This window comes from Ancylobacter sp. (assembly GCF_965249975.1).
Classification (GTDB): Bacteria; Pseudomonadota; Alphaproteobacteria; order Rhizobiales; family Xanthobacteraceae; genus Ancylobacter.
The window spans coordinates 161,958-175,110 of the sequence record NZ_CBDFNE010000018.1 but is presented as its reverse complement, the minus strand read 5'-3'; the positions used below and the strand labels follow the sequence as shown (position 1 = coordinate 175,110).

The 13,153-nt window shown below is 69.2% G+C and carries 6 protein-coding genes and 2 pseudogenes; 1 reads left to right on the top strand and 7 read right to left on the bottom strand.

Going from position 1 to position 13,153, the window contains the following annotated elements; all coding sequences use genetic code 11:
* Positions 1-101: 101 nt before the first annotated feature.
* The 3 genes and pseudogenes from ACP2AH_RS13765 to ACP2AH_RS13755 all read right to left on the bottom strand — a co-directional run bounded on the left by ACP2AH_RS13765 (position 102) and on the right by ACP2AH_RS13755 (position 5,482).
* Positions 102-3,281 (bottom strand): efflux RND transporter permease subunit, encoded by a 3,180-nt coding sequence (locus ACP2AH_RS13765; protein ID WP_425106321.1) that lies wholly within the window; start codon positions 3,279-3,281, stop codon positions 102-104.
* Positions 3,282-3,319: 38 nt separating this feature from the next.
* Complete coding sequence (locus tag ACP2AH_RS13760; protein WP_425106320.1) at positions 3,320-4,639, bottom strand: efflux RND transporter periplasmic adaptor subunit; 1,320 nt, start codon at positions 4,637-4,639, stop codon at positions 3,320-3,322.
* Between the two features lie 17 nt (positions 4,640-4,656).
* Positions 4,657-5,482: pseudogene (locus tag ACP2AH_RS13755) on the bottom strand (alpha/beta hydrolase).
* Positions 5,483-5,634: 152 nt separating this feature from the next.
* Between ACP2AH_RS13755 and ACP2AH_RS13750 the strand changes: the two are divergent.
* Positions 5,635-6,588 (top strand): annotated as a pseudogene (locus tag ACP2AH_RS13750) (LysR substrate-binding domain-containing protein).
* Positions 6,589-6,598: 10 nt separating this feature from the next.
* Here ACP2AH_RS13750 and scpA read toward each other — a convergent pair.
* The 4 genes from scpA to ACP2AH_RS13730 are packed head-to-tail and all read right to left on the bottom strand — an operon-like array spanning position 6,599 to position 13,128.
* Positions 6,599-8,755 carry a methylmalonyl-CoA mutase gene (gene scpA, locus ACP2AH_RS13745; RefSeq protein ID WP_425106319.1) on the bottom strand — a complete coding sequence of 719 codons (2,157 nt, stop codon included), beginning with the start codon at positions 8,753-8,755 and terminating at the stop codon, positions 6,599-6,601.
* 31 nt (positions 8,756-8,786) lie between these two features.
* Complete coding sequence (locus ACP2AH_RS13740) at positions 8,787-9,176, bottom strand: hypothetical protein (protein WP_425106318.1); 390 nt, start codon at positions 9,174-9,176, stop codon at positions 8,787-8,789.
* 60 nt (positions 9,177-9,236) lie between these two features.
* A complete protein-coding gene (locus tag ACP2AH_RS13735) occupies positions 9,237-11,102 on the bottom strand; it encodes a methylmalonyl-CoA mutase family protein (RefSeq protein ID WP_425106317.1) in 1,866 nt (621 codons plus the stop codon).
* A gap of 10 nt (positions 11,103-11,112) precedes the next feature.
* The gene (locus tag ACP2AH_RS13730) at positions 11,113-13,128 is read right to left on the bottom strand and encodes an acetyl-CoA carboxylase biotin carboxylase subunit (protein WP_425106316.1); all 2,016 of its coding nucleotides are present in this window, start codon (positions 13,126-13,128) and stop codon (positions 11,113-11,115) included.
* Positions 13,129-13,153 lie beyond the last annotated feature (25 nt).

Below are 13,153 nucleotides of genomic sequence, written 5' to 3'. Positions count from 1 at the left end.
CGCCGCTCCTGTCGAACGAGACCGGCCGGGAGAACCGCGCTCCTTTGCGTCGAGGGGGCAACCGACGCGTGGGAAGCGGCCTCCCGGCCGGGTAGCAAGGCTCACTCGGCCGCGAGCGGCGCGATATGGGCCTCGCCGTGCTGCCGCAGCGGGCGGTTGCCCGCCAGGCGCCGCAGCAGCACGTAGAAGACGGGCGTGAGGAACAGCCCGAAGAAGGTGACGCCGATCATGCCGGCGAACACGGCGATGCCCATGGCATGGCGCATCTCGGCGCCGGCGCCGGTGGAGAGCACCAGCGGCAGCACGCCCATGATGAAGGCGAAGGAGGTCATCAGGATCGGCCGCAGGCGCAGGCGGCTGGCCTCGATCGCCGCTTCCACCGGATTGCGGCCCATGAACTCCAGCTCGCGGGCGAACTCGACGATCAGGATCGCGTTCTTCGCCGACAGGCCGACCAGCACGACGAGGCCGATCTGGGTGAAGATGTTGTTGTCACCCCCGCCCAGCCAGACGCCATACAGCGCCGCCCCCAGGCCCATCGGCACGATCAGGATGATCGCGATGGGGAGCGTCAGGCTCTCATACTGGGCGGCCAGCACCAGGAAGACGAGCAGCAGCGCCAGCGGGAAGACGAGGTACGAGGAATCGCCGGCCAGGATTTCCTGATAGGTGAGGTCGGTCCATTCATAGTCGAAGCCCGGCGGAAGCACCTCGGCGGCGATGCGCGCCGCCGCTTCCTGCGCCTGGCCCGAGGAATAGCCGGGCGCCGGCGAGGCGTTGAAGTCGGCGGTGAGGAAGCCGTTATAGCGCTGGGCGCGCTCCGGCCCCGCCGTGGTCTCCACCCGCAGCAGCGCCGAGAGCGGGATCATCTCGCCGCTATTGGAGCGTACCTTCAGCTTGCCGATGTCCTCCGGCCGGGCGCGGAACGGCGCGTCGGCCTGCGCCCGCACCGAGTAGGTGCGGCCGAACTTGTTGAAGTCGTTGACATAGAGCGAGCCGAGATAGACCTGCAGCGTCTCGAACACCGATTGGATCGGCACGCCGAGCTGGCGGGCCTTGGTGCGGTCCACATTGGTGAAGATCTGCGGCACGTTGATCTGGTAGGTGGTGAACTGGCCGGTGAGTTCCGGCGCCGCCATGGCCTTGGCCATGAAGGCGTTGGTGACCTCGTTGAGCGCGTCATAGCCGCGGCCGGCGCGGTCTTCGATCTGCATCTTGAAGCCGCCGACCACGCCGAGGCCCTGCACCGGCGGGGGCGGGAACATGGCGATGAAGGCGCCCTTGATCACCCCGTACTTCTGGTTCAGCGCCCCGGCGATGGCGCCGGCGGAGAGTTCCGGGCTCGTGCGCTCCTCGAACGGGTCGAGCACCGAGAACACGATGCCGGCGTTCGACGAGTTGGAGAAGCCGGCGATGGAGAGGCCGGGGAAGGCCACCGCGCTGGATACGCCGGGCTGGGCCAGCGTGATCTCCGTCATCTGGCGGATCACCTCTTCCGTACGGTCGAGCGTCGCGCCGTCGGGAAGCTGGGCGAAGCCGACGAGATACTGCTTGTCCTGCGCAGGCACGAAGCCCGGAGGCACCGCCTGGAACAGCCACCAGGTGGCGCCCAGCATCACGGCGTAGAACACCATGACCAGGCTTTTCACCTTCAGCGTGCCGCGCACGCCGCCGCCATAGCCGCGCGAACCGCGCGCGAACACCCAGTTGAAGCCGCGGAAGAACCAGCCGAACAGGAAGTTGATGACGCGCTGGAGCGCATCCGGCGGGGTGTCGTGGCCGCGCAGCAGCAGCGCCGCCAGCGCCGGCGAGAGGGTGAGCGAGTTGATCGCCGAGATCACCGTCGAAATGGCGATGGTGAGAGCGAACTGGCGGTAGAACTGGCCGGACAGGCCGGTGATGAAGGCGAGCGGCACGAACACCGCCACCAGCACCAGCGCGATGGCGATGATCGGGCCGGACACCTCGCTCATGGCCTGGTAGGCGGCGGCGCGCGGGGTCAGCCCGTTCTCGATGTTGCGCTCCACATTCTCCACCACCACGATCGCGTCGTCGACGACGATGCCGATGGCCAGCACCAGCCCGAACAGGCTCAGCGCGTTGATGGAGAAGCCGAACAGATACATCACCGCGAAGGTGCCGACGATGGAGACCGGCACCGCGAGCAGCGGGATGATCGAGGCGCGCCAGGTCTGCAGGAACACCACGACGACGATGACGACCAGCGCCACCGCCTCGAACAGCGTGTGCACCACGGCGTCGATGGAGGCGTCGACGAAGCGGGTGGTGTCGTAGACGATGTCGAAGTCGACGCCTTCCGGCATCGTCTTCTTCACTTCCGCCATGGTGGCGCGGACATTCTCGGCGATTTCCAGCGCGTTGGAGCCCGGCGCCTGGAACACGCCGAGGCCGACCGCCTGCTTGTTGTCGAGCAGCGAGCGCAGGGCGTAGTCGGCGGCGCCGAGTTCGAGCCGCGCCACGTCGCGCAGGCGCACCACCTGCCCGGTGGCGCCGGTCTTCACGACGATGTCGCCGAATTCTTCCTCGGTCTCAAGCCGGCCCTGGGCGTTGATGGTGAGCTGCAGGTCGACGCCTTCCAGCGCCGGCGAGGCGCCGACGATGCCGGCGGCGGCCTGCACGTTCTGGGCGCGGATCTCGTTGACCACGTCGCCGGCGGAGAGGCCGTGCTCGGCGATCTTCTGCGGGTCGAGCCAGACGCGCATCGAGTAGTCGCCGCCGCCGAAAATGTCGATCTGGCCGACGCCGCCGATGCGGGCCAGCCGGTCCTTCACGTTCAGCACCGCGTAATTACGGAGATAGGTGATGTCGTAGCGGTCATTCGGCGAGATGAGGTGCACGACCATGAGGAAGGTCGGTGAGCTCTTGGCGGTCGTGATGCCGAGCGCGCGCACCTCTTCCGGCAGGCGCGGCTCGGCCTGGCCGACGCGGTTCTGCACCAGCTGCGTCGCCTTGTCGGGGTCGGTGCCCAGCTTGAAGGTGACGGTGAGCGTCATCACGCCGTCCGTCGTCGCCTGCGAGGACATGTAGAGCATGTCCTCCACGCCGTTGATCGCTTCCTCGATCGGCGTCGCCACGGTGGCGGCGATGACCTTCGGGCTGGCGCCGGGATAGGTGGCGCGCACGATGACCTGCGGCGGCACGACTTCCGGATACTCCGAAATCGGCATCACCCGCAGGGCCAGCAGCCCCGCGAGGAAGATCAGAACGGAGAGGACGCCGGCGAAAATCGGCCGGTCGATGAAGAATTTGGACAGATTCATAGCGTCCTCCCCCAAGGAGGCAGAGCGTCGGGCTGCGATCAGCGTGCGGCGACGGCGGTGTTCGGGTCCGTCGCGGCGGCGGCGGAAGCGGATTCCATGGGCACGATCTCAGGCGCGACCACCGCGCCGGGACGCACGCGCTGCAGGCCGTTGACGACGATACGCTCGCCCTCCTTCAGCCCGTCGGTGATGACGCGCAGCCCGTCCGAAGGCGGGCCGAGCGTCACCTTGCGCCAGACGGCCTTGTTGTCGTCGCCGACCACGAAGACGAACTTCTTGTCCTGGTCGGTGCCGATGGCGCGTTCATTCACCGCCAGCGCCGGCTCGGTCTTGGCGCGGCCCATCTTCACCCGGGCGAACTGGCCGGGAACGAGGCGGCCGTCCTTGTTCTCGAACACGGCGCGCAGGCGGAACGTGCCGGTCGAGGCATCCACCTGGTTGTCGACCAGCTGGAGATGACCGCGCACCGGCTGGGCGGCCGTGGTGGCGGTGGTGATCTCGACCGGGATCTGGTCGATCTCGGTCAGCGCGATGTCATGCTCGCCGACCGAGGCCAGCGCCTCGGCGACGGTGTTCTCGTCGGCGTCGAAGCTGACATAGATCGGATCGACCGAAACGAGGCTGGTGAGCACCGGCGAGGAGGCGCCGGCGGCGACGAGGTTGCCGACCGTCACCTCGATGCGCCCGACACGGCCATCGACCGGCGCGCGCACCTCGGTATAGCCGAGATCGAGCTTGGCGCTCTGCACGGCGGCATCGGCCGCGCGCAGATTGGCTTCCGCCTCGCGATAGGCATTGGTGCGCTGGTCGAGGTCGCGCACCGAGACGGTGCGGTTGTCGACCAGCTGCTTGCCGCGTTCCAGCTCGCTGCGGGTGAGCTCCACACGCGCGGCGGCGGCCTCGCGCAGCGATTCCGAGCGCATCAGCGCGGCCTGGAACGGCGCGGGATCGATGGTCACCAGCAGGTCGCCCTGCTTGACCAGCGCGCCCTCGCGGAAATGGATCTTCTCCACCGCGCCGGCGACGCGCGGGCGCACCTCCACCACCTCGACGGCGCGCAGGCGGCCGGAGAACTCGTCCCACTTCATGGTGTCGCGCGTCTTCAGCACGGCGACTTCCACCGGCATGGCCGGCGGCGCGGCGGCTTCCGCCGGGGCGGGATCGGTCGCGAGCGCGGTCGAGCTCGGCCAGGCGACGAAGACGGCGCCGCCGGTGGCGATGAGCGCGAGGGTCAGCGCCAGCCCCGCCTCGCGCCAGCCTTTGGCGCGGCGCGGATGCGGAGCGGTCGCATCGTGGGCGATGGCGGCGTGTGCGATCGGTGTCGGGGCGGCATCGGTGCCGAAGCGGTTGTCACTCATGACCTGTCTCCCGGGCCTCAGGCCCGAATGGTGCGAAGCGGTGCGGCGGAATGCTCCGCCAGAAACGTGCTGAACAGGCCGCGCAGGACCGTTTCCCATGCCGGGGCGGCCTCGATGGCGGCGTCGATGCTCTGGTTCGAACAGTTGGTGCCTTCCAGCAGATGGCTTTCCACCGACACGCCGCCGGCGCGCAGCCGCTCGGCATAGGCAAGGCTCTCGTCGCGGATCGGGCAGTCGGCGGAAGTGACGATCAGGACCGGGGCGAGGCCACCGAGCCGGCGCGAACCCAAGGGGGGCGGCATAGGGATGGGCGGCACGGTCGGCGCTGCCGAGATAAAGGTGCCAGCCATCCGCCCATTTGCAGCCCGACGCGCCCGCCGAGGCGGCATGGATCGAGCCGGTGCACAGGCTGGGGTCGACCATGGGCGAAATCAGGATCTGCCCGGCCAGCGGCGGCGCCTGCTGGTCGCGCGCCATCAGGGTGAGGGCGGTGGCCAGATTTGCCCCGGCTTCCTCGCCGGCAACGAACAGCCGCGCGCCGCGGCCAGCCCACTTCGCCCGCTCGGCGTAAAGCCGGCCCAGCGCCTTGAAAGAGAGGTTCAGCGCGGCCGGAAACGGGTGTTCCGGCGCCAGAGGATAGTCGATGGACACCACCACCGCGCCGGCCTCAGCCATGATGCGGCACAGATGCGCGCTGCAGTCGAGGTCACCATCGACAAAGCAGCCCCCATGCAGATGCAGGACCAGCGGCGCGGGACGCAGCGGCACGGCGGGGCGGTAGACGCGCGCGGCCAGCGCCTCGCCGTCAATGTCCAGCCTTGCCTCGGTCCACGTTGCGGTCATGGCGCCCACTACCGGGAGGAAGCCTTCGCTCCCACCCGATTCCAACGGTTGTTGCTGTTGCAGTGCGGCGAAAACTAGACCTGCATCGGGCTCGAAAAAATAGCCGATTGGCGATAACATTATTCACATATGGAAATAATCGCACGGTAGCCATGGACCAGATCGCCGCGATGCGGGCCTTTGTCCGGGTGGTGGAGGCCGGGCACGTTCAGCCGTGCCGCCGACCTGCTCGACATGCCGAAACCGACCGTTACCAAACATATCCAGCAGCTTGAGGCGCATCTGCGCACCAAGTTGCTCAACCGCTCGACCCGCCGCGTCGCCGTGACCCCCGACGGCGCCGCCTATTATGAGCGTGCCGTAGCGCTGCTGTCCGATCTCGACGAGCTCGACGGCTCGATGACCCGCTCGCAGGCGAGCCCGGCCGGGCGGCTGCGGGTGGACGTGCCGTCCTCGCTCGCGCTCTACGCCCTCATCCCCGCGCTGCCGGACTTCTTCGCCCGCTATCCCGACATCCAGCTGGATCTCGGGGTCACCGACCGACCGGTGGACCTGCTGGCCGAGAATGTCGATTGCGCGATCCGCGGCGGCGAACGGCTCGACCCGACACTGATCGCCCGCCGCATCGGGGCGTTGACGCTGATGCACTACGCCTCGCCCGCCTATATCGCCCGCCACGGCCTGCCGGAGCATCCGCGCGACCTCGCGCAGGGCCACCCGCGTCATCGGCTATTTCAGCGCCCGCACCGGGCGGCCGATGGCGTTCGACATGGTGCGCGGCGATGAAACCTATGAGCTGCGCGTGCCGCATGTGCTGGCGACCAACGATTCCACCGCCTATCTCGCCGCCGGTCTTGCCGGGCTCGGCATTACGCAGACGATTGATGCGATGGTGGGGCCCTATCTCGACTCCTGGCGCGTTGGTGCGGGTGCTGCCCGAATGGCAGGCGGGTCCCATCGTGCTGCATGTCGTGTATGCGCCGAACCGGCATCTCAGCAGCCGGTTGCGGGTCTTCGTCGACTGGGTCGCGGAACTGTTCGGTTCCGGCGGCGCCTACCGCCCGGCCGGGCCGGCGCTGCAGCTGCCGGTGCGGACGCTGGGGTGAGGGCGGCCCTCTACTCCGCCGCGTCCTTGGCGTGGCCCAGGCGGGCGGCGATGGTGTCGACCAGTTCACCGGCGGCTTCCGCGATCACCGTGCCGGGTGGGTAGATCGCCTCGGCCCCGGCGGCGCGCACGGCGTCATAATCCTGCGGCGGCACCACGCCGCCCACCACCACCATGATGTCCGGCCGCCCCTGCGCGGCGAGGGCCGCCTTCACCTGCGGGACCAGAGTGAGGTGCCCGGCGGCGAGCGAGGAAATGCCGATCACGTGCACGTCGTTCTCCACCGCCTGCCGGGCGGCTTCCTCGGGCGTGGCGAAAAGCGGGCCGATATCGACGTCGAAGCCGAGATCGGCGAAGGCGGAGGCGATCACCTTCTGCCCGCGGTCATGCCCGTCCTGCCCGACCTTGGCAACGAGGAGGCGCGGGCGCCGGCCTTCCTCGCGCTCGAACGCCTCGACACGCGCCCGCACCTGCGCAACCCTGTCGCCCATCGCTCCCGCCTCCCGCCGGTAGATGCCGGAGACCGCGCGGATTTCCGCCCGGTGTCGGCCGAAGACGCGCTCCAGCGCATCGGAGATTTCGCCCACCGTCGCCTTGGCCCGGGCGGCATCGATGGCGAGGGCGAGCAAATTGGCACCGCCGCGCGCGCCGTGCTCCAGCGCGGCCAGCGTCTGCGCCACCGCCTGCGGATCGCGCTCGGCCTTCAGCCGCGCCAGCTTGTCGAGCTGCGCCGCGCGCACCGCGGAGTTGTCGACCTTGAGCACGTCGATCGGCATTTCCCGTACGGGGCGGTATTTGTTGACGCCGGCCACGGTCTGGGCGCCGGAATCGATTCGCGCCTGGGTGGTGGCGGCGGCTTCCTCGATGCGCAGCTTGGGAATGCCGGCCTCGATCGCCTTGGCCATGCCGCCCAGCGCTTCCACCTCGGCGATATGGGCGAGCGCCTTTTGCGCCAGATCGGCGGTGAGCCTTTCCACGAAGAACGAGCCGCCCCAGGGGTCGATGGCACGCGTCGTGCCGCTTTCCTGCTGCAGCACCAGCTGCGTGTTGCGGGCGATGCGGGCGGAGAAGTCGGTCGGCAACGCCAGCGCCTCGTCCAGTGCGTTGGTGTGCAGCGACTGGGTGTGCCCCTGCGTCGCCGCCATCGCCTCCACCATGGTGCGCATGACATTGTTGAACACGTCTTGCGCCGTCAGGCTCCAGCCCGAGGTCTGCGAATGGGTGCGCAGCGGCAGGGACTTGGGATTCTGGGCGCCGAGATTCTTCATTAGCTTCGCCCAGATCAGCCGGGCGGCGCGCAGCTTGGCGACCTCCATGAAGAAATTCATGCCGATCGCCCAGAAGAAGGACAGGCGCGGCGCGAAGCTGTCGATGGGCATCCCCGCCGCTACCCCGGCGCGCACATAATCGACGCCGTCGGCCAGCGTATAGGCGAGCTCCAGATCCTGCGTCGCCCCCGCCTCCTGCATGTGATAGCCGGAGATCGAGATCGAGTTGAAGCGCGGCATCTCCTTGGAGGTGAAGGCGAAAATGTCAGAGATGATCCGCATCGAGGGGGCCGGCGGGTAGATATAGGTGTTGCGGACCATGAACTCCTTGAGGATGTCGTTCTGGATGGTTCCGGAGAGCTGGGCTGGCGTCACCCCCTGCTCCTCCGCCGCCACGACATAGAGCGCGAGGATCGGCAGCACCGCCCCGTTCATGGTCATCGACACGCTCATCTGGTCCAGCGGGATGCCGGAGAACAGGGTGCGCATGTCGAGAATCGAGTCGATGGCCACTCCCGCCATGCCGACATCGCCGGCGACGCGCGGATGGTCGGAATCGTAGCCGCGATGGGTGGCGAGATCGAAGGCGACGGAAAGCCCCTTCTGCCCCGCCGCGAGGTTGCGGCGGTAGAAGGCGTTTGAATCCTCCGCCGTGGAGAAGCCGGCATATTGCCGGATCGTCCAGGGTTGGGTGGCGTACATGGTGGGGTAGGGCCCGCGCAGATAGGGCGCGATGCCGGGATAGCTGTCGACCGCCCCAAGCCCGGCAATGTCAGCAGGCCCATAGAGCGGCTTCACCGCGAGCCCCTCCGGCGTTGCCCAGTCGGCGGCGCCGGCGTCAGGCGCGGGGGGGGGCGGCGCCTGCCAGTCGCGGGCGGCGAAATCCGGGATGCGGCTCATCGAGCGCCCTCCCGGTAAGAGGGGCTGACGCCTAGGCCCGGCGCGCCACGAAGGAGCCGCTGCAGTTCTTCTCGGCCGATTGCCATTTGCCGGTGGCCACATCCCCGCGCACAACGCCGCGCGCGGAGAGCGTATCCTCGCCCCGCACCACGCGGATCTCGATCCGTCCGAGCGCGCTTACCGTGCCGGTGGCATCCACCGGCCACAGCCCTCCATAGCGGATCTGGCCGCCCTCGACGGCGAGCCGGAAATCCAGCCTTTTGTCGCAGGGCCCGGACACCGGCTCGGCCGACACGTCCCACAGCCCGTCGTGCAGGCTCAGTTCGGTCGCTTGCTGCGCCATTGCCGGCGGCATCAGCAGCGCCCCCCAAAGCGCCGCGCCGCAGGTGGCGCTCTTCCACCCGTGAGTCAGCGTTTTCATGGTCTGTCCCTAGGTTGATGGCAGCATGAGAGCAACCCCTGGGGCAACGGATGGCCGGGCTCATGGTTCCCTCCTGCGGCCAAGGCCGAGCCGGGCCTGGGCGTCGCCCAGAAAGGCGACGAGGTCGAGGCCCGCGGCGAGATAGGCGTCGATGCCGGCGGCGCGCTGGGTCGCCTCGTCCTCGCCCGGCTTGCCGGCGAGATAGACGGTAACGGCCCCGGCTTCCTTCAGTTGGCGGGCAGCCTCACTGGCGCGCTCGGCATAGTTCGCGTCGGAACCGCACAGGCAGGCGAGACGGGCGCCAGAGGTGCGGAACGCGGCGACCAGCGCCGGAAGATCGGTGAAGCCGTCATTGCCCGTCGCCGCGATGCCGCCCGCCTCGAAGGCGGCACGGGCGAAGCCGGCGCGGGCGGCGATATCGGCCGGCGTGCCGAGCCCGGCGAGAAACACCGATGGCCGCGCGGCGGCGCCCGTCGCGCGCAGCCGCTCGAACGGTTCGGAAAGGCGCTCGCCCACCAGCGGCTCGCACAGAAGCGCGCCCTCGGCCGGCGCGGCGGCGGGGCGGGGGCGGGCGGGCGCGAGCACGCTTGGCATGCTTTCACTGAGCAGCGGGAATTCCGACGTGCCGGTGATCGGCAGCCTGCGCGTCGCCACCTCCTGCGCCCGTGCCCGGCGGGCCGTCGCCACTCGCTGCTGCCACGCGCCGGAGGCGAGCGATTCCACCATACCGCCCTCGCGCTCGATGGCGCGAAAAAGCTCCCACGCGGCGGCTGCCAGCGTTTCGGTGCGTTCCTCGATGGCGCCCGCCCCGGCGCCGGGATCGGCGACGCGGTGAAGGTTGGATTCCTCCATCAGGATGATCTGGGTGTTGCGCGCCAGCCGCCGCGCATCCGCGTCCGGCAGGCCCAGCGCCTGGGTGAAGGGCAGCACGGTCACGCTGTCCGCCCCGCCCACCCCGGCAGCGAAGGCGGCGATGGTGCCGCGCAACAGGTTCACCTGCGCATCGTGCCGGGTCAGGCTTCGCCACGCGGTTTCCATGTGGATGGGAACCGGCGAGGGGGCGAGCCCGCACGCCTCCAGAACCGCCTGCCACAGCAGGCGGAAGGCGCGGGGCTTCGCCTGCGTGCCGAGCTGGTCGACATCGGCAACCAGCGTCACCTCGATCTGCCGCGCCGCCACGTCGAGCGGCAGGCCGGCCCCCTCCAGCGCGCGCAGATAGGCGGTGGCGGTGGCCAGCACGGCCGCGAGTTCCTGCGCGTCGGTGGCGCCGGCCGCTTGGTGAACGCGCCCATCCGCTCGCACCATCGGCGCGGTGAGGCCGCGCCCGTGCAGCGCGGTGACGGTCTGGCCGAGTCGGGCGGCCAAGGCGTCCCATTCGATTGGCGCGGCGCCCAGCGCGGCGAAATCGCCGATCGGATCGAGGCCGAAGCGCAGGTCGAGTGCCGCCGGGTCGGCCTTCTCGTAGAGCCGGGCCAGAGCGAGGGCGACATCGCGGCCCTGATAGGCGCCCGCCTCCACCCGCAGCGTCGCCATCTCGGGCAGCAGCCCGTCCAGCGCGGCCACCACTTCCTCATGCCGCAGCGGCAAACCGAAGCCGGCGGCGGAGGGGGCGGAGGCGAAGACCAGCGCGACGCCATCGGCGCCGCCGTCGAGATCGGCCAGCATCTGCGCATTCGCGCTGGCGGCGTCGTCATGGTCGATGCGGGCGATCACCTTCCACGGCGCCCCCGCCGGGCGCCCGGCGATAGGGGCGGCGTCCCGCCGCCGCTCGGGCAGCGCGTCGAGGCGGATGCCGTCGGCCGTGCGCGTCACCATACGCTTGTCATAGGCGCCGCCCTTCAGCACACCGTCGACCAGGGCGAGCCAGTCCGCGCGCGTGGCGGGCGGGAAGCTGTCGAGGTCGAGATCGAGCGGGCGCGGGTCCATCGGCCTCTCCTCAGGCGAAATCGAGGATGACGGCGTCGACCGCCAGGCTGTCGCCGGCCTTGGCGTGGACCTTAGCAACGGTGGCGTCGCGCTCGGCGCGCAGCACGTTCTCCATCTTCATCGCCTCCACCACCGCCAGCGTTTCGCCGGCCTTCACCTCCTGCCCCTCGCTGACCGCGACGGAGAGGACGAGGCCCGGCATCGGGCAGAGCAGGTGCTTGCCGCTGCCGGCCTGTTGCTTCACCGGCATCAGCGCGGCGAGTTCCGCCTCGCGCCTTGTATAGACGAGGGCCTCCACCGCGATGCCGCGATGGGCCAGCGCCACGCCATTGAGGCGCGGGCGCACCTGCACGGCGAACGCCTCCTCGTCGAACACGCCGTTCCACACCGGCTCACCGGGGTGCCAGCTCGAGCGCAGCTCATGGGTAGAGACCGGCCGGCCGGCCTCATCGAGGAAGCTGACGATAAAGCCGCCCGCCGCCCGGTCCACCTCGCAGGCGAGCGTCAAGCCGCCGAGCCGCACCACGCGCTGATGCTCGAAAACCACCGGCCGCCCGGCGAGCTGGCCGGAGATCTTCCGCTTTCGCGCATTGCCGACATTGTCGATCACCGCCGCCACCGCTGCCAGCGTGCGGGCGAGCTTTGCGCTCGGCGCGGTGGCGTGGAAGCCGTCAGGATATTCCTCGGCGATGAAGCCGGTGGAGAGCCGGCCCGCCCGCCAGCGCTCATGCGTCATCAGCGCCGAGAGGAAGGGGATGTTGTGCTGGATGCCGTCGATGGCGAAGGCGTCGAGCGCGTCCGCCTGGGCCTCGATCGCCGCCGCGCGCGTCGGGGCGTGGGTGATCAGCTTGGCGATCATCGGGTCGTAGAACAGCGAGATGTCCCCGCCCTCATAGACGCCAGTATCGTTGCGCACGGTGATGCCGTTCGTCACTCCCTCCGCCGGAGGGCGATAGCGGGTGAGACGGCCGATGGAGGGCAGGAAGCCGCGATAGGGGTCCTCGGCATAGACGCGGCTTTCCACCGCCCAGCCGGTGAGCGTCACCTCCTCTTGCCGGAGGGCGAGCGGTTCGCCCGCCGCGACGCGGATCATCTGCTCGACGAGATCGATGCCGGTGACGAGTTCCGTCACCGGGTGTTCCACCTGCAGGCGGGTGTTCATTTCAAGGAAATAGAACGACTTGTCCTGCCCGGCGACGAATTCGACCGTGCCGGCGCTGTCATAGTTTACCGCCTTGGCGAGGGCCACGGCCTGCTCGCCCATCTTCCGGCGCGTGGCCTCGTCCAACAGCGGCGAGGGGGCTTCCTCCACCACCTTCTGGTTGCGGCGCTGGATCGAGCATTCGCGCTCGCCGAGATAGATGACGTTGCCGTGCTTGTCGCCGAGCACCTGGATTTCGATATGGCGCGGCTGGACGATGAACTTCTCGACGAACACCCGGTCGTCGCCGAAGGAGGACTTCGCTTCCGAGCGGGCGCGGTCGAACCCCTCCTGCACCTCGTCGCGGGAATGGGCGATCCGCATGCCCTTGCCGCCGCCGCCGGCCGAGGCCTTGATCATGACGGGATAGCCGATCTCGTCGGCGATGCGGGCCGCGTGCGCCGCATCCTCGATAACGCCGAGATAGCCCGGCACGGTGGAAACCCCGGCCGTCGCCGCCGCCTTCTTCGATTCGATCTTGTCGCCCATCGCCTCAATCGCCCCCGGATTGGGGCCGATGAAGACGAGGCCGGCTTCTTTCAGCGCGGTGGCGAAGCTTGCCCGCTCGGAGAGAAAGCCATAGCCGGGATGGATCGCCTCCGCCCCGGTCTGCTTCGCGGCGGCGATGATCTTCTCCGCGTCGAGATAGGACTGCGCGGCTGGCGCCGGGCCGATGTGCACCGCCTCATCCGCCATCGCCACATGCAGCGCGTCGCGGTCGGCATCGGAATAGACCGCGACGGTCTTTATGCCCATGCGCCGGGCGGTCTTGATGACCCGGCAGGCGATCTCGCCACGGTTGGCGATGAGGATCTTGGAGAACATTGTTCTCGGGGCCTCTACTTCACCT